Raw genomic sequence first — 16,737 nt, 5'->3', positions numbered from 1 at the left:
ACGTTCTTTTCTTTGCCAGATTCACAAGACTCCTCCCTGACTTTCCGATTGTTCTTCGGTAAAAATATCCGGATAAACCGCCCGCATGATCGCCATCATGGATTTTCCGATATACTGATTGGATGTATACAGATACGCTGCTTTCAGCGGCAGGATGGTATGCGAGCGCACGGACTTCATGCCGCTGAAGGCAGGATCATGGTAATAGCGCTCCACCACCGCCAGATCCCTCTTGGTATAGACGGGAAGGAAGAGGTAGTCCGGATCCATGGCCACGATGCGTTCATCCGTAAAGGCAGTGCGGGGCGGCAGGCCCATGGCAGATGGCGCATTGATAATGCCCATGCGGGGGCACATATTGTCATAAAGACTTCCCGTCCCTGCATATCCGTTCATCGTGGACAGGAATACCGTTGACCTTTCCTGCCCTTTGGGAATCCTGGCGCGCATTTCATCGACCTTGTCCAGATCGGCCTCTACCTTTGCGGCCAGGGCCTCTGCCGCAGCCTCTTCATTGACAACTTCGCCCAGCTTCCTGATGATCGTAAAGGTCGAATCGACAGTAGTGGAGCTGTTTATCACGACCGCCGGTATACCCATGCCCCTGATGCTTGAGACGACATTCTCGCTCGAGTAGTCCGGCACAAGCACAAGATCCGGCTTGAGCTTCACGATTGTCTCGATATTATAATCACGCAGGACGGTTTTCACCTTCCGCGCCTTTTCCCAGGACATGGAAAATCCTTCATACCGGTCGAGACTGTTTACGGCCGCCATGCGGTCCGGATCCACGATATCCAGCATGATGGTATCGATGGCTGACGTCAGTGAAAGGATCCGCTTTGGATGAGAAGGCACCCTGACGGCTGTCCCTTCATCATCGACGACGATCCTTGTCTCACCGGACTGACGGAGCGGGACGTCCGGCCCGCAGCCGCCCGCAGCCGCTGCCAGGATTGCCATCATCAGGCCCGCCAGAAATTTTATCCATATTTTCATAGACACCTCATCGATCCGTCACAGGGCATCCGCCTGCTTCTGGAAAATATAGATATTCCATATGCGCTCCAGCATGGCCCTGTTTCCCTTAAGTCCCATAAAGGGCGTTATGTCAAGATTCAGACTGTCACTGACGGGCCTTGCGATAGGAATCGATACCGTCAGCTGCTCTCCGCCCTGCTGGACCAGGCGCCGCTCTACGCCGGAGCCAAAGACCAGACGGTCAGGCGATGGAATCGTAAGCGGCTTCAATGGTTCCTTATGGACGGACACGAGCGATGCATCGTCGTAATCAAAATCATCGTAATACACAAAGTGCAGCGTATCCGTATCGAGCCATTCCACTTTCAGGACTGCCTTCATGCCTGTCACCACAGATCCGGGGCCTGCCATCCATACTTCGGAGAACCAGGGATCTCCCCAGAGGCGCTGCAGATCCTTCGTTGCATCAAAAACAGCAAGGCGTTCCCTCTCGATGGCTGCCTGCCATCTTTCAAGGCCTTCGCGGAGCTTTTCTCTGGCATCTTCGTCATTCCCAGCCTGTTCGAGCAAGCATCCCGCAATCGTCCTTACCCATGCATCGGTTCCTGCAATGCCATAAGGCAGGCGGGGCGCGATATAGGGAATCCCGTACCGCTTCTCCAGCCATTCTGCCCCTTTGAGCCCCAGTTCGGGATGGACCACTACATTCAATGCAGCTTTTCCTATGCCGGAGAGATCCCTGAAGGGATGATCCATGCCGATTACGCAGTTGACCCTGATTCCCAAAAGATTCAGGATGCGTTTCATTTCGGCGATATCCGCGCGCTCATTGTAATACCAGAAGGCGCAGCCGATGAGGTTGACCGTCAAAGGATCCCGATCGATTTCCTGAGGAGGAAGGGCCTCCAGGACCTTTCCCATGCCCAGGCGGTACCCGGCCCAGTAATTTCCCTGGATCCCGCCTGAATCCATCGTGACTACCCTGACCAACCCCTCTGCATCGGGATTTTCATCGAAATAGTCATCAAGGATCTCACGGGAGATTCCCTTGATATCGTCGCCGATCAGGCTGATGGCGCAGCTGTTTTCCACCAAAATAAGGGCGGGCAGCTCCGGTGAGTGAAGGACTCTATTCAGTGTCTGCCGGAGTTCCTTTTCCGTACCGAAGACGACAGCGCCGTTCGAAGGGCAGGTACAGGCAAAGCGCTGCCCTACATTTCCCATCGGATATTCAATGGCTCCCATGGCGTAGTAGTAACACCAGAGCGGGCCATTGACGACGACCGCCGTATCCGTCATACCCAGCACGAAGGAACCGGCCCCGGCAAGCGCACAGCTCTCCATGCCCATCTCGTGATCATGCCAGCTTGTCTGTTTACCATCCATATAACACAACTCCTCTGCCTTCACTGCGGCGCGCCAACAAATACAATTTCTTGTAGATATGAAGGAAACCCCTGACTCCGATGGGCGGAAGCATGGGAAGCATCAACTGGCGGAGATTGTCCTGCGATAGTTCCTGTGTCATCATGACAAGCTCCTTGGGAGATAATTTCGTTTCCGCCGTTTCATCCTCGATGACAGGATTTTTCCAGCGGGCTTCAATGTACTCGCGGTTCACCCTCCGGTCCTCGCCTGTCAGTGCATCTGCCAAAATAAAACGATGTACAGGAATGCGGCCCAGATCCAGAAACTCCAGCAGCCACTTGAGCAGGGAGTCTGCTCCCCGCTGCCCTAGGTAAATGGTAACCGGCTGCCCGGCAAGACGCTCTTTGTAGGGTGCATACCCTTCTTCCAGCGATGTCTCGATCTTCTGGATCACGGAAGGCACAACATCCTCTCTCCCCATGAAGGTGCCAAGCCTCCGCACCCATTCCTCGGTCGCAAGGAGCCCTGCAGGATAGTCTGCGGCAAAGTGCGGGACATCCAGTTTCTCGGTCATGTAATCCGCCACTGACCGGAGCAGGCGGTACGCTTTCGGTGTTCCTCCCACAATGACAGAAAAGGCAGACTTCCCCAGGGATTCAATTTCTTCCTTCGTGCAGTACCCGGGGAAACGGCAGTATCCGGTAATGCCGAAATAGCTTAAAAGCTCCCTGAAGTCGCGCATGGCTGTCGAGTCAGGGCCGTCCTTCTCGCCGATGACCGTCACCGTCGTGGGAATCTTTTCAGCGGGCCTAGCAAACCGGTCGATCAGAAGCCGGCAGGCATCGACATAGCCGCCATAGTACTCGCCTTCCAGAAATCCATGGACAGGCACATAAATAACGGGAATATGATGCTTCTTTTCCATATCCTCGCAGATGGAAGCCGTATCATCACCGATGACGCCGGCCACGCAGGAATCCGTCACGACCAGGTAGCCCGGCTTGTACGTATCCACTACGTAGTCGATGCAGGATGAGAGCTTTGCCGCCCCGCCGAAGATCGACTCATTGCGGCCTATGCCCGATGTGATCAGGGGAGCCGTGTAGACAGGCTTCTTGTATTCTCCCCTTGCCATCGTGCGGAGATGGAAATTGCGTTCCATTTCGTCTGTGATGTGCGCGCAGGAATCCGGTGAGTGGTACACGACCACGCACCCTTCGTTATGCGACACAGCGCGCCATACGCCCGGCATGCCGCAGCTGCTGCTGACTGTATTCGTATTCAGCCGTCTTTTATTCACTGCCATATTCTGCCACCAGCTCTTCCAGTTCATCAAAAGATATGGGAGTGGGAATCGTCGTCTCTGTCGATGCCATCATGTAATCAGCCAGCTTCCTGTATGCTTGGGCCTGATCACTTTCCGGCGCATACTCGATGACCGTCTTGCGGCGCACTTCCGCCTGCTGCACAATGCCGTCACGCGGAATGACAGCTGCGATGCGTGCATTGATCCGCTTGGCAAACTCCTGTACCAGTTCCACCTCGCGGGCGACCATACGGCAGTTCAGAATCAATCCGCCGAGACGCACTGATCCGCGCCGGGCAAAGCGGCTGATTCCCTTGCATATGTTATTGGCTGCATAAAGAGCCATCATCTCTCCCGAAGTGACGATATAGATTTCCTGTGCATAATTCTCTCGGATGGGCACAGCAAAACCGCCGCACACGACATCGCCGAGAACGTCATAAATGATCACATCCTCATCGCCGATGGCATCCAATTCTTCCAGCTTGCCCAGAGCTACGATGATCCCGCGCCCTGCGCATCCTACGCCAGGTTCCGGCCCGCCCGCCTCGATGCAGGTCACGCCGCCGTAACCCTGGTGCACAATATCTGAAATCTGCACATTGTCGCCAAGAACCCTTACCTTATCGAGCACCGTTTCCTTGCATATTCTTCCCAGCAGGAGCCTCGTGGAATCATTTTTTGGGTCGCATCCGATCTGGCAGACCTTGTACCCCTTGTCCGCAAGCGCTGCCGACACATTCGATGTCGTGACGGATTTGCCGATGCCTCCCTTCCCGTAGACAGCAATTTTTTTCATTATGCATCTCTCCCTTCCCAAGCCTTCGGCTGAACCTTTGCCATCCTCTTTCAATAAAGCAGCCTCTGGAAACTTTCTTCAGAGGCCGAAACAAGCCATCCCCTTTGCATTCTCATTCTGCTGGTCCATTCTGGCATGGCAGCAGACAATTTTTACGCGAAATACAGTATAATATGTTCATTATAATCGCATTATATTTTTATTATGACTATATTATAGTTAGATTATAATATAGTATCAACTTCTCTTTATATATGATTATATATGAGATTTCTATAATTTGAGATTCTTCTTAAATGGCAGCAAAAAAAGGCCCCCTTCTCAAGGGACCTTCTTTTTCTATTTTCGATTTTATTGATTATCCGTTTCTGAGTGCTCTCTTCAGGATCTTGCCTGTTGCGTTTTTCGGGAGGGCGTCCATCGGGATGAAGCGTCTTGGGATCTTGTAGGTGGCGATGTTGCCTGCCATGTACTTGCGGATCTTGTTTTCGTCGTATTCGTATCCGTCTTTCATGACGACGTAAGCCCAGACTGCCTGTCCTCTCAATGGATCAGGATGTCCGACGACAGCGCATTCGCCTACGCCTTCGACTTCGTAGATGCAGTCTTCGACTTCGCCCGGATAGACGTTTTCGCCATTGACGATGATGAGGTCCTTCAGGCGGTCTACGATGTAAATGTAGCTGTCTTCATCCATGTAGGCAAGGTCGCCGGTTCTGAGCCAGCCGTCTTCGGTGAAGACCTTCTTCGTTTCTTCCGGCTTGTTCCAGTAACCTTTCATGACATTGTCGCCGCGGACTAAGAGTTCGCCGACGGTGCCTGGTACGTACGGGCCGCCGTTTTCTGTAAGGATCATGGCTTCTACGCCCGGCACGGCAGGACCGCTTGTCAGGTACTTCGGCTTGTTTTCCGGAAGGACGCTGACGACCGGGGATGCTTCTGTCAGACCGTATCCTTCGCGGACCGGATGGCCGAAGCGGTCATAGAATGCCTTGGCAACCGGCTGCGGGATGGATGCGCCGCCGGAAATGAAATCGTGGACGGTTTCCATGACGGACGGTTCGCCTTTTCTGGCAAGCAGGTTGTACATCGGCGGAACCATGATGGCGATGGTGACGGAGTGTTCGACAATCGTATTGATGATTTCAGACGGGCTCTTGGAACGCAGGATGACGATTGTGGAATGATGATACAGGCTGGAGTTCACGACGGTCGTGAGGCCGTAGCAGTGGAACATCGGCAGGATGCAGAGGACCTTGTCTTCCGGCGTGAAGATGACCTGTTTGGTGAACTGTTCCACGTTGGAAATGAGGTTCTTGTGCGTGAGCATGGCGCCTTTCGGGCTTCCGGTCGTGCCAGAGGTGTAGACGAGGGCGCAGACGTCGTCTTCTGTCAGATCAGACGGGAATGGCGGTGCTTCTTCGAGCGGGCCGTCCTTGGCTTCGTAGTCGTAATCATGCAGATCGATGACACGGCTGGAAACGGTCAGCGGCACATCGGAAACGACGAGCTTGGCACCGGCATCCTTCAGGATGAAATCGACTTCGCGGTCGACAAGGGAATTGTTGATCGGGATGATGATGGCGCCCAGGGAAATGACAGCCAGGTATGTATAGATGAAACCAGGGCGGTTGGCGCAGTAGAGGCCGATTCGGTCGCCTTTCCTGACACCCTCTCTGTAAAGCAGATTTCTGAATCTCCTGATGGTTTCGGCCAGCTGGCCATATGTGATTTCTACGTCGCCGTCAAGGGCTATATGGGCGGGATCCGCTCCATTGATCATTTCATGTACAAACATCCAGGTCACCTCTCTAAAATTACCTTCCGCCAAGCGGAATCAGCCGTCTTCGCAGCCTTTGCACCGGCCCTGCCTTCCCTTCCCGGAAAGTCTTCCTTTCGTATATCAGGCCGTATTTGTTTTATTATAGACCTTTCCGCGCCCGTTCTCAATGTTAACGGCTAAAATCGCCTCTTTTCAGGGTGACAATTTGATATTTATCGTTGAGTGCCGATGAGCGCTGCATTATAATATATATATGACTATGTATCGAAATCGTAATGCGTTGAAATAGTGGAGGGTTCTATGCTGTCAATCTATCCGGTGTTTTTCCCTTACTTCAAGTGCAAGGCGGATGCCTGCAGCCATACCTGCTGCCAGATCTGGGAAATCGATATCGATCCCGACAGTGAGGCGCGCTACCGAAGCGAAAAAGGACCACTTGGCGAAGAGCTTGCCCAGTGGATGCAGAAGAGTGAAGACGGGTCCACCTGTTTCAGACTGAATGACGAAGGATACTGCCATTTCCTCACCAAGGATGGCCTCTGCCGCCTCGTCCTTGAAAAGGGCGATGACTATCTCTGCGACATCTGCAAGATGCACCCGCGTTTCTTCAAGTACATCGACGACTGGGAACTCTGCGGGACAGGGCTCTCCTGTGAAAGGACCGTCGAGCAGCTCATGGAAGAAAAAGGCTCGCTCACCTTCCGCGCGGACAAGGCCGACGGCTTCTATTCGCTCGAAGACCTCGTGAATGCGCTCGGCTGGGACATGCAGACATCTGCCTACGTCTTCCGCCCGAGCCTTGAGGAAAAGCGCGTGAAGACAGTTCTTTCGCGTCTCGAAAAGACAGAGCCGATCGACGAGGCATGGACGGACCGCCTGTCCCTCATGACGAGGAGGACGGAATCGCTCATCCGTCTGGCCAGGGCCTACCTTTCGAAATATGATCCGTACTTCTTCAACCGCCTTTACCAGTACATCTGGTACCGGGCGCTCGATGAATCAGATGCGTACGGCATGGCAGCCGTTTCGGACTTTGCTCGCAACGCCGCCGAATACATTTTCCTTGAAGCGGCGCTGACGGATGATCCGATCCGCTCAGCCGCACGCTGGTCGGAACAGGTCGAGTATGACACGAAAAATCCTGCCATCCTCCTGAACCTGATCGCCAATGCAGAGGAGGAAGGCAAAGATGTTTGATTTCCAGGCTCACCGCGGAGGGAGAGACGCGCGCCCGGAAAACACACTGTATTCCTACCTCTATGGCATGGAAATCGGAGCCAACATCGAGTGCGACATGCAGCTCGCGCGCGACGGCATCGTCATGAGCCACAATCCGGTCCTGAATCCGGATATCACAAGAGATATCCACGGTTCCTACCTTCGGACGGGCATCTATGACATCCGTTTGATGACCATCGAGGAAATCAAGTCCTTTGACGTTGGCGCCATCAACCCGGAGAGCGAGTACTTCGGCCTTCACGGCTCGCAGACTACGCTCCACGCCAAAATCCCGACGCTTGAAGAAATGTTCCAGCTTGCGGCCGATACCGGCCACAACACAACAGAATTCAATATAGAAACGAAATCGTATCCGGATCCGCAGAGCCCTTTCTATGAGAACAATGCAGACCCGCACAAATTTGTCGACGAATTTCTCCGCATCGTACGCAAGTACAAGATGGAGAAACGCGTCATCCTGCAGTCCTTCGACTGGAGGACGCTGCGCATCATGAAGGACGAGGCGCCGGAAATCCGGACGTCCGCCCTCTACCAGCTGTCCCCCGATAGTCCGGTCGACGGGGATACCATCCACATGACACGGATGGAACCTTCGCCGTGGCTGGCAGGCCTTTCCATCCACGACTACAGCGGCCACATCGCCGCCTGCGCCTATGCAGCGGGAGCTGATATCCTCTCGCCGAACTTCCGGGAATTCACGGAAAAAGATGCTTACGAAGCACATGAACTGGGCATGAAGATCCTGCCCTGGACCGTGAACTCGAGGAACGACATGCTGGAAACGATTGAAAAAGGCGCTGATGGCATCATTTCCGACCGCCCGTGGATCTTAAGAGAGCTTCTGGAACGAAGGGGCATCCCCCTCCGTCCGCTTTCGCCCTCGCCTGAGAGCCCGTACCACATCGAAGGCACCATGCTGTAATATAAGGAGGTTTTCATGCCGCTTTTCACTGATTTTGATCCGGAAGAAGGGCTCATCAGCCCGGGCTTTGAGAAACTGGGCCTTGCCCTTCCCGAATACGCCGTCATGGCATTTCTTTCTGAAAGACATATCCAGTCCTTCGCCGAAGCACACGAAGGATATCAGGCAGGGAAATTCATGTCGCTGACAAAGAACTTCCCCGTCTGGGTCGTAAAAATAGGAGAAGAAGAAGTCACCCTCATCCAGGCCCCGGCCGGAGCACCGGCTGCCGTCCTCATGGAAGAGCGCCTCTTTGCCTACGGTACAGAGAAACTCCTCGCCGTCGGCTGCTGCGGCGCCCTCACCGACCTTCCCGAGAACACCTTCCTTCCCGTCCGGGAAGCCTTCCGGGATGAAGGCACCTCCTTCCACTACCTCCCCGAATCCGACTCCATCGTCCTCGATGAAGAACCGCTCGCGCATATAGAGGAAATCTTTGCCAAAAGAAATATCCCCTGCATGCCCTGCACCGTCTGGACCACCGACGCCTTCTTCCGCGAAACGAAGGAAAAGATCGAACAGGTGAAAGAAGCCGGCTGCCAGGCCGTCGATATGGAATGCAGCGCCCTTGCCGCCTGCGCCAGATTCAGAGGAAAGACCTTCGCCCAGATCCTCTTCACCGCAGACACCTTAGCCTCCATGAGGCACGATGAAAGAAACTGGGGAAAAGACAGCAGAAACGCCTCCCTCGCACTCGCCATGGAAGCCGTACTGGGGATGTAGAATGAATGGAAAAAGGAGCTGTGACAAAATCCGTTAAAACGCTGCTTTTTTCTTTTCTCGAGCGAAGCGAGGTTTAAGGGTGTTAACCTTGCTCCGAAGGAGAAGGTGGTGCGGATTTGTTAATACAGACAAATAAATATCATAAAAAATCTAATCGTACTTTAATCTTAATCATGCAGCCATTGGAGCTGCGTTGAATACTTCCATTGGAGCTAAAAGATGTAATTTGCGCTGAATGCGTTTGTTGTTGTAGAAGTAGATGTAGCCGTTGATCATGCTTACCACTGCTTTACGGCTGGTGAATTTACGTGTGTAGTAACGTTCGCGCTTCAGCATTCCCCAGAACCCTTCCATCAGACCGTTGTCTGCACAGCAGCCTACACGGGACATGCTGTGAACCAGTCCTGCTTTTTCAACAATCTTATGGAATCCGTTGCTTGTATACTGGAATCCGCGGTCGGTATGAATCATTGGATGTTCTCCAGGATTCTCTTTAAGTGCCTTTTCCATTGTCTCAAAAGCCAGTGCAGTATTGTTCCTGTCGCCGATGACATAAGAGACAATCCGACGATCATGGCCGTCAATAATCGCGCTTAAATATAACTTGTGCAAAACTCCATCAGCAGTTGTGTACTTGAATTCAGTGACATCCGTCATCCATCTTGCATTGGACACGCCGGCATCAAAGTCACGGTTCAGCAGGTTTTCAAAAATGTACTTTGGATCCTTTGCGTTACGAGTGCAACCATCGGTCTTGTACTTGATCACGGACTTAATATTAAGTATCCGCATGATACGAAGAACCAGACTGTCGCTTACATTTATATTGATGTTGTCATCCTTCTTGATCCAATCGTTAATCCGGCGGTATCCCATATCCGGATATTCCTGATGGGTTTTCATGACCTCCTGTGCGACCTTTTCTCTCAGCAGTTCACGGCCGCTCTTAATATGATTCAGCCATCCGTAATAAGCTGCCCGGGAGACCTTTGAGAGTCGGCAGAGACTTTCTATGGAGATGTTGGTTTCTTCATGGACTTCTTTTATGGCTTTAAAATCTCTGAGAAGGTGAGTAAGGCTGAATCCTTCGAGGAACGCAACCTTTCCTCTATCTCCATCTTTTTTTTTAGCAGGGCAATCTCTGCTATAAGATCCTTCTGTTCTTCAAGAAGTCTGGCATTCTCCTGACGCAGCTGTTCTTCTTCGGTCCGGGGCGTTTGGAGCCTGATCGGCTTTCCTCTGTAATCCTCAAGACCAACTTCGCCCATTTCCTTGAACTTTTTTACCCATGTGTAGAGCGTTTGGTAGGACATGTTGTACTTCTTGGCTATCTTGTTATAATCGCATCCACTGGCGATGCACTCCTGAACGATTCTGACTCGCTCTTCCTTGACCGATTGCTGGCGTTTGCCCATAAGATCTCCTCCTTCAGAAACGAGGTCTGTCAACTTATGCTCATTATACGCCTCAATCCATGTTTTAAGGGAGAGTGTGCCGGAAATTCTGTATTTGGCACAGACGGAAAGCATGGAAACACCGCCTTTAAGATATTCCTTTACGGCCTGGATCTTCATCTGATTGGAGTAGTAAGACAAATGCTGCCTGGGCCGCAATCCCTTAAAGCCCTCCTCTTTATACCGGAGGACCCATTTCCTGAATGTTATGCGGCTCATATGAAGATTTTCAGCTGCCTGGGTAATCGTAACACCCTGATAGAGATATGAAGCAATCTGGTCTAACATTTCCTCCGGGGACGCTTTGGTTTTACATGGCATAAGAATGACCTCCTAATATATTTATGATATTATTCTGTCTTTCTTGTTGAATTATACCAAGGTCCTGGCGAAGCCAGGGAATACAGTAGTTCTCGAGCAAAGCTATATAAGTTCAAAACAAATAAGAACTGATTTCTTTTGTTTCTCATCGCCGAGCTTCCCCCAACGGAGGGAAGTGCCCGAAGGGCGATAGGGGTGCAGTTTCTAAAAAGGCGAAGCATCCTTTGAGGTTTTCAGATAGGACCAATAAATACATTTGTTAGTATCCCTTAATAGAATATTCCAATAGAAAAAGGGGCTTTGGCGAAATGATTGGACATTTTGTCACAGCCCTTTTTGCGTGGGGATATAGAAAGAAGAATCCCTTATGAATTAAAATCATGCAACAGATAAAGAAGGGAAACGATGATAAAACCATACAACCGAGCTTTGCTCGAGGTAATCAACCCTATCCACCGCGAAGCGGTCCCCCTTCCCCGTCTGGGAAGGCGAGTGTTAGCGGCGGCCCCGCCTCTCCCTCCTCAGTATTGATTGAATCAAAGAAGTTTTATATGATTCGAAATATTTTATTACGAGATTTTATCTAAAATGATATAATAATAACATAAAACAAGTATATGCTAATAAGAAGAGGGACGGGAAGTCCCCTTGCCTGCTTAGGAGGCACTATCATGAGTCTGGATACTGAATTCGATCCGTCGGAAGGCCTGATTTCGCCGGATTATGAGAAACTGGATCTGCATCTGCCCGAAAGGGCTGTCTATGCCTTCCTTTCCGAAGCGCGGATTGGAAGCTATATCGAGAGCCGCGGAGGAAAACTGATCGGCCACCTGCCTGCGACGATGAAGAATATCCCGATCTGGATCGTCAATGATGACGGCGAGGATGTAGCTGTCATGGAGGCGCCATTGGGCGCGCCTGCTTCTGTCATCACGCAGGAGAGGCTCTTTGCGTACGGCGTCGAAAAAATGCTCATGATTTCCTGCTGCGGGACGCTTGTCGACATGCCAGAGAATACGTTTCTCCCTGTCGAAAGGGCGTATAGAGATGAGGGCACGTCGGCCCATTACATGCCGGCTTCCCATTTCATAGAGCTCGATCCCAAACCCCTTTCTAAGATCGAGGCTCTTTTCATGGACCTGGGCATTTCCGTCGAGCCATGCACGACATGGACGACGGATGCCTTCTTCCGTGAAACAAGGAATAAGGTGGAAATGAGGAAGGCACAGGGCTGCCAGGTCGTCGATATGGCCTGCAGTGCACTCGCCGCCTGCGCCCGTTTCAGGCATAAGGAATTTGCTGAAATCCTCTTCACGACAGACACCCTGGCCACTGTCAGCCACGATGTCCGCACATGGGGCAGAGACGCAAAAAATGCGGCGCTCAATCTGGCTCTCCAGGCTATCAAAAGGATTTAAATAGAAAAAGGCTGGAGCGAAATGTACCATCATTTCGCTCCAGCCTTTTTTGGTTTTCCTTATTTCCCGCCGAGGTCTTTCAAGAGGTCGTCCACGTGGGAGGCTGCTTTGACTTTGCGGTATTCTTTTACGAGATTTCCTTTTTCATCGATGATGAAGGTGGATCTTTCGATGCCCATGTACTTCTTGCCATACATGCTCTTTTCCTTGAGGACACCGTAAAGGTTGACGACGACTTCATCGGCATCCGAGAGAAGCGGGAAGTTGAGTTCGTTCTTGTCCCTGAAGTTGCAGTGCTTCTTGACGGAGTCGCGGCTGACGCCAAGGACGACATAGCCGAGTTTCTCGAAGTCAGCAAGGTGCGTCCTGAAGGCCTGTGCTTCGAGTGTGCAGCCGGAGGTATTGTCCTTCGGGTAGAAATAAAGGATGACTTTCTTTCCGAGGTAGTCGGAGAGGGACACATCTTTGCCGCTGTCGGAGGGCAGTGTGAAGTCCGGCGCTTTCTTTCCAATTTCCAATGCCATAATAGTTCTCCTTTCTAGAGAAAAAGGGACCTCCTGCGAGGCCCCTCTTTTTTATTCCGGAATGACGGAAACGTGTACTGTGCTGGTGACGTTCTGGTGTACCCAGACTTCGACATCGTATTCGCCTGTCGCTTTGATCGGGCTTTCGAGACGGATGTTTTTCTTGTCGAGTTTGAATTTGTACTGAGCCTGAAGGGCTTCGCTGATGTCTTTTCCTGTGACGGAGCCGAAGACTCTTCCGTCTTCGCCGCACTGTACTTTGATGACGACTTTGACTTTCTTCAGCTGGGCAGCCATGATGACTGCTTCGTCGGCAGCGACCTGGCTCTTGAATTCCTTGGCTTCCTGGCGCTGTGCTGCTGTATTGAGGTTCTGGCGTGTGCCTTCTACGCCGAGGCCTTTGCGAATGAGTACGTTGCGGCCGTAGCCGTCGGAGACTTCAATGACGTCTCCCTTTTTTCCCATTTTCTTGACGTCCTGCAGTAATACTACTTTCATTCTTTTTCCTCCTCTATTTGTTTTTCGGCCTCACGGATGAGCGTCTTGGTGATGGCTTCCTGATCGGCTTCATCACCGACCTGGGCGCCGGCTACGGTCTGGTGACCGCCGCCTCCCACGGCTTCCATGATGACCTGCATATTGATGGACCCGTCAGACCGGGCGGAGATGCAGAGGCCTTTTTCTGCGTGGTAGAACACGAAGCTGGCCCTGATTTCCTTCACGGTGACAAGGTAATCGGCAATTTGTCCCGCCAGAATCTGTGATTCTTCTGCGTCCTTGGGGCATTCGGCAACAGCGATGCACCCGTGGGCGATTTTCATCTGGGCAAGGATCTGCGCTTTCTTCTGGATGAAACCGATGTCTTCGGCAAAGAGCCTGTGGACGAGCTGCGTGTTCGCACCGCAGCGGCGGAGGTAGCTTGCCGCATCGAAGGTACGGACGCTCGTCTGCACGGTGAAGCTCTTCGTGTCGACGACAATGCCTGCATAGAGGCAGGATGCTTCGATTTCATTCATTTCCTCATCGCCGCCATAGTACTGGATGAGTTCGGTGACGAGCTCGGATGCGGACGATGCGGATGGTTCCATGTATGTCAGAAGAGGCGTTTCGATGATAGTCTTGGCTCTTCTGTGATGGTCGATGACGACTCTCTTTTTGACCTTCTTCAGGAGCTCAGGCGCTGCCACGAGTTCCGGAATATGGGTATCGACGACGACGAGGACGGTCTTGTCTGTGACAAGGCTCTTCGCTTCGCTGGCATCGATGATGAGTCCTTCGACTTCGCCGCTCTTTTCAATGGCTTCTGCCATCTTGCGGCAGGTGTCTCTTTCCTTGGAAAGGACGATATGCGTATCGATGTGCGAGGAACGCGCAAGGTGGGTGACGCCCACAGCGGATCCGAGCGCATCGAAGTCTTCGTGATTATGTCCCATGACGAGGACAAGGTCTGCGCCTTCGATGATTTCCTTGAGCGCCTGGGCAACGACTCTGACCCTGACTCTTGTCGAGCTGACAGAGGTCGGTGCCTTGCCGCCGAATGCTTTCGTGTCCTTGCCGATCCTGACGATGGCCTGGTCGCCGCCGCGGCCAAGAGCGAGGTCTAAGGAAACCTGCGCTTCGTCATACTGCTTGGCGAAGGTATCGTCGATCTGCACGACACCGATGGAAAGCGTCACAGGAATGCGGTTGACGGTATGGATGGCACGCACGGTATCGAGGATGTCGAAATTATGCTCCATCATTTCTTCCAGCGCCTTATGCGAAATGCATGCGACGAAATCCGTATTATTGTACTGCTTGATGAACCCGTCCCTCTCATTGAAGTAAGAAAGGACTTTTTCCGTGACATCGCTTGAGAGCGAGGAGCGTTCCACGTCCGTCATTTCAGAAGTGACTTCGCTCATGTTGTCGATGCGGATGATGCAGAAGACAGGGCGTGCATCAGCGCATTCGCGCACAGCCACTTCCACATCGGTGCGGTCCATGAAGTAGAGCACCATGAAGGGGTCTTCCATGCCTTCCGTGTCAGACACATACTTATGGAAAACGCGGAAAAACGTGCCATTGGCATGGCAGTCGAACCATCCGGTCTTGCCCCATATTTTCGAAATTTTCTGACCTGTGATCAGGTCCTGGAGACTTGCGCCTTCCTGCGCATCATCTCCCAGCCAGCTCCGGAATACACCATTCGTCCAGACGAGCTCCTTGCCGCTGTCCATCATCGCAATCCCGACAGGCAGGTTCTTGACGGCATAGACAGTCCCGGCCGACACACCAGCCGACAGATCGTCCAGGTACTTCATCAGCTTCTTTTCCTGCGTGAGGTCGCATCGTTTCGTATAGACGATGCATCCTGCGACGATGATGAAAAGAAGGACACCGAGCTGCCAGTTCTGGGTCGCCAGCATGATAACTGCCAATAGCAGCAGAGCAATGTAAATCCGGCTGGTCTTCTTATAAACCCAAATATCACCGAGCATTTTGCTTCTCCCTTTTATACCTTTTTGAGCCGCGGCTCATACCAGCAGGGGATAGTTTCCCTATCCCTTCTGATATCTCTAATCGTACCCGAAAAGCATCTCAAATGCAAATAAAAGGGCGCTGATCCATAGTTTCCTATAAGACAGCCCCCTTCATCTCCACTTCTTATTGATAATTTCTTTTTTTACGGTAGTTGACCGCCATATCCGCCATTCCAAGGAAGACCATCATCATCTGGAAAAGTCCCACGAAGAAGGACAGAAGCACGATCAGCACGCAGAAGGGACGGACCCTAGGATACTTATGCGGCATCCACCAGAGCGTCGCAAGCCCCTGCAGCCAGAAGATCAGGACGCATCCGACTTCCACATTGTAGAGGACATAGTCCATCATGCCCTGAGGCTTTAAGAAATACCCTGCCACGACGACGGCGATGTACACATAAAGAACCGGTCTTGGCATTTCCCAGCGTTCCAGAGCCGGAAGTATCGGGATATCCTTGATGCCCATCTTCTGGAAAATCATCTTGCCAAGCGTCATGGACGCCCAGGAATAGAAGAAGGACGCTGCCACCATGGCAAAGGGAATGGATTTCCTGATGGATTCCATCATGACATCGACGCGTTCCTGCGCCTGCCGTAGCGCTTCGCCCGAATAGAAGGACGGAAGCATCTCATTCATCGACTGCTCCATCTGCGTGAAGCCTTCCCCGCCTAAAACCGGAGAGGAAATCCCCAGGACATAGAGCGCTGCCAGCCCTTCGGCGACAAGTGCGATGAGGACGACGACGGCGCCTGCAATCAGCGCCTTCCATGCCGCAATCTTATGCTTGTAGCAGATCCCCATCACGATGCCCAGGATCCCGAAAATCGCACAGAGGAAAGCGGCAGAAACGATGCCGAAGAAAACCGAGTCCAGGATCAGGATCCCGCTCGTGACGATGACCGACCACTGGATCCCCTCGCGCATCCCCAGGTATGCGATCGGAAGAGGGATCAAAAGAAATACGATAGTGGAAAAAAGCGGCATGTAGAGCCCGATCATAGAAAGGACTACGGCCAGAGCCGTACACATCCCTGCCAATACGACCGCGTTGGTGCTGCCTGCCTTGAAATCTCCCATACTGTCTCCTTTACTGTAAACCTATAATGTGATACCTCTATTCTAACATAAAAATAAGAAAAATCTGCATGACAGAAATTTAGAAAAAAGGCATGATTTTGCGCATACGGGAATGAAAATGTATTTCCAATTTCATTTTTCTTCTACTATCGCTCTGCATGCCTTGTGTTATAATAAGAGTAACGACTATGGAACGGCTTATTTTTTTATCTATATAATGTTTTTATCATGTATTTTTTGATCGATTGATTCAGCTT

15 protein-coding genes are annotated in these 16,737 nt (G+C 51.9%); 4 read left to right on the top strand and 11 right to left on the bottom strand.

The window, feature by feature from the left end:
* Positions 1 to 21 precede the first annotated feature (21 nt).
* The 5 genes from OIM03_02025 to OIM03_02005 all read right to left on the bottom strand — a co-directional run bounded on the left by OIM03_02025 (position 22) and on the right by OIM03_02005 (position 6,252).
* Positions 22 to 999 (bottom strand): ABC transporter substrate-binding protein, encoded by a 978-nt coding sequence (locus OIM03_02025; protein ID HJI73051.1) that lies wholly within the window; start codon positions 997 to 999, stop codon positions 22 to 24.
* Between the two features lie 18 nt (positions 1,000 to 1,017).
* A complete protein-coding gene (locus OIM03_02020; GenBank protein ID HJI73050.1) occupies positions 1,018 to 2,367 on the bottom strand; it encodes a nitrogenase component 1 in 1,350 nt (449 codons plus the stop codon).
* Positions 2,357 to 3,655, bottom strand: a complete 1,299-nt coding sequence (locus tag OIM03_02015; GenBank protein HJI73049.1) for a nitrogenase component 1 — start codon at positions 3,653 to 3,655, stop codon at positions 2,357 to 2,359. Before OIM03_02015 ends, OIM03_02020 begins: the two co-directional genes overlap by 11 nt.
* Positions 3,642 to 4,454, bottom strand: a complete 813-nt coding sequence (locus OIM03_02010; protein ID HJI73048.1) for a nitrogenase iron protein NifH — start codon at positions 4,452 to 4,454, stop codon at positions 3,642 to 3,644. Before OIM03_02010 ends, OIM03_02015 begins: the two co-directional genes overlap by 14 nt.
* A gap of 358 nt (positions 4,455 to 4,812) precedes the next feature.
* On the bottom strand, positions 4,813 to 6,252 hold the full coding sequence (locus tag OIM03_02005; protein HJI73047.1) for an AMP-binding protein: 1,440 nt from the start codon (positions 6,250 to 6,252) through the stop codon (positions 4,813 to 4,815).
* Positions 6,253 to 6,537: 285 nt separating this feature from the next.
* On the opposite strand from OIM03_02005, the gene fliB reads away from it, so the two are divergent.
* From fliB to OIM03_01990, 3 genes are read left to right on the top strand one after another with little or no spacing between them, the layout of a single operon-like run.
* Entirely contained in the window at positions 6,538 to 7,434 is an 897-nt protein-coding gene (gene fliB, locus OIM03_02000) for a flagellin lysine-N-methylase (GenBank protein ID HJI73046.1), read from the top strand.
* Positions 7,427 to 8,398 carry a glycerophosphodiester phosphodiesterase family protein gene (locus tag OIM03_01995; GenBank protein ID HJI73045.1) on the top strand — a complete coding sequence of 324 codons (972 nt, stop codon included), beginning with the start codon at positions 7,427 to 7,429 and terminating at the stop codon, positions 8,396 to 8,398. Before fliB ends, OIM03_01995 begins: the two co-directional genes overlap by 8 nt.
* Positions 8,399 to 8,413: 15 nt before the next feature.
* Positions 8,414 to 9,160, top strand: a complete 747-nt coding sequence (locus OIM03_01990) for a nucleoside phosphorylase (protein HJI73044.1) — start codon at positions 8,414 to 8,416, stop codon at positions 9,158 to 9,160.
* A gap of 171 nt (positions 9,161 to 9,331) precedes the next feature.
* On the opposite strand, the gene OIM03_01985 is transcribed toward OIM03_01990, so the two are convergent.
* Together OIM03_01985 and OIM03_01980 are read right to left on the bottom strand one after the other, a co-directional pair.
* On the bottom strand, positions 9,332 to 10,174 hold the full coding sequence (locus OIM03_01985) for an IS3 family transposase (protein ID HJI73043.1): 843 nt from the start codon (positions 10,172 to 10,174) through the stop codon (positions 9,332 to 9,334).
* 29 nt (positions 10,175 to 10,203) lie between these two features.
* Positions 10,204 to 10,902 (bottom strand): helix-turn-helix domain-containing protein, encoded by a 699-nt coding sequence (locus OIM03_01980; GenBank protein HJI73042.1) that lies wholly within the window; start codon positions 10,900 to 10,902, stop codon positions 10,204 to 10,206.
* Positions 10,903 to 11,606: 704 nt separating this feature from the next.
* Between OIM03_01980 and OIM03_01975 the strand changes: the two genes are divergently transcribed.
* Complete coding sequence (locus OIM03_01975) at positions 11,607 to 12,353, top strand: nucleoside phosphorylase (protein ID HJI73041.1); 747 nt, start codon at positions 11,607 to 11,609, stop codon at positions 12,351 to 12,353.
* Between the two features lie 59 nt (positions 12,354 to 12,412).
* On the opposite strand, the gene bcp is transcribed toward OIM03_01975, so the two are convergent.
* The 4 genes from bcp to OIM03_01955 form a co-directional block, all read right to left on the bottom strand.
* On the bottom strand, positions 12,413 to 12,877 hold the full coding sequence (gene bcp / locus OIM03_01970) for a thioredoxin-dependent thiol peroxidase (GenBank protein ID HJI73040.1): 465 nt from the start codon (positions 12,875 to 12,877) through the stop codon (positions 12,413 to 12,415).
* A gap of 51 nt (positions 12,878 to 12,928) precedes the next feature.
* On the bottom strand, positions 12,929 to 13,375 hold the full coding sequence (gene rplI / locus OIM03_01965) for a 50S ribosomal protein L9 (protein HJI73039.1): 447 nt from the start codon (positions 13,373 to 13,375) through the stop codon (positions 12,929 to 12,931).
* Positions 13,372 to 15,357: a DHH family phosphoesterase gene (locus OIM03_01960; protein ID HJI73038.1), complete on the bottom strand. Its 1,986-nt coding sequence runs from the start codon at positions 15,355 to 15,357 to the stop codon at positions 13,372 to 13,374. The genes rplI and OIM03_01960 overlap by 4 nt, the downstream gene beginning before the upstream one ends.
* A 166-nt stretch (positions 15,358 to 15,523) precedes the next feature.
* Positions 15,524 to 16,480, bottom strand: a complete 957-nt coding sequence (locus tag OIM03_01955; protein ID HJI73037.1) for a YybS family protein — start codon at positions 16,478 to 16,480, stop codon at positions 15,524 to 15,526.
* Positions 16,481 to 16,737: the final 257 nt, after the last annotated feature.

The sequence above is a fragment of the Veillonellaceae bacterium genome (assembly GCA_025992895.1).
Lineage (GTDB): Bacteria > Bacillota > Negativicutes > Veillonellales > Dialisteraceae > Dialister.
Note: the sequence above shows the minus strand (reverse complement) of the source record. Positions and strands in the feature narration are given on the sequence as shown.

What these genes read in the sequence shown, in the direction of transcription:
- OIM03_02025 (HJI73051.1), bottom strand. Translation starts at nt 999, where the DNA reads ATGAAAATATGGATAAAATTTCTGGCGGGCCTGATGATGGCAATCCTG.
- OIM03_02020 (HJI73050.1), bottom strand. Translation starts at nt 2,367, where the DNA reads ATGGATGGTAAACAGACAAGCTGGCATGATCACGAGATGGGCATGGAG.
- OIM03_02015 (HJI73049.1), bottom strand. Translation starts at nt 3,655, where the DNA reads ATGGCAGTGAATAAAAGACGGCTGAATACGAATACAGTCAGCAGCAGC.
- OIM03_02010 (HJI73048.1), bottom strand. Translation starts at nt 4,454, where the DNA reads ATGAAAAAAATTGCTGTCTACGGGAAGGGAGGCATCGGCAAATCCGTC.
- OIM03_02005 (HJI73047.1), bottom strand. Translation starts at nt 6,252, where the DNA reads ATGTTTGTACATGAAATGATCAATGGAGCGGATCCCGCCCATATAGCC.
- fliB (HJI73046.1), top strand. Translation starts at nt 6,538, where the DNA reads ATGCTGTCAATCTATCCGGTGTTTTTCCCTTACTTCAAGTGCAAGGCG.
- OIM03_01995 (HJI73045.1), top strand. Translation starts at nt 7,427, where the DNA reads ATGTTTGATTTCCAGGCTCACCGCGGAGGGAGAGACGCGCGCCCGGAA.
- OIM03_01990 (HJI73044.1), top strand. Translation starts at nt 8,414, where the DNA reads ATGCCGCTTTTCACTGATTTTGATCCGGAAGAAGGGCTCATCAGCCCG.
- OIM03_01980 (HJI73042.1), bottom strand. Translation starts at nt 10,902, where the DNA reads ATGTTAGACCAGATTGCTTCATATCTCTATCAGGGTGTTACGATTACC.
- OIM03_01975 (HJI73041.1), top strand. Translation starts at nt 11,607, where the DNA reads ATGAGTCTGGATACTGAATTCGATCCGTCGGAAGGCCTGATTTCGCCG.
- bcp (HJI73040.1), bottom strand. Translation starts at nt 12,877, where the DNA reads ATGGCATTGGAAATTGGAAAGAAAGCGCCGGACTTCACACTGCCCTCC.
- rplI (HJI73039.1), bottom strand. Translation starts at nt 13,375, where the DNA reads ATGAAAGTAGTATTACTGCAGGACGTCAAGAAAATGGGAAAAAAGGGA.
- OIM03_01960 (HJI73038.1), bottom strand. Translation starts at nt 15,357, where the DNA reads ATGCTCGGTGATATTTGGGTTTATAAGAAGACCAGCCGGATTTACATT.
- OIM03_01955 (HJI73037.1), bottom strand. Translation starts at nt 16,480, where the DNA reads ATGGGAGATTTCAAGGCAGGCAGCACCAACGCGGTCGTATTGGCAGGG.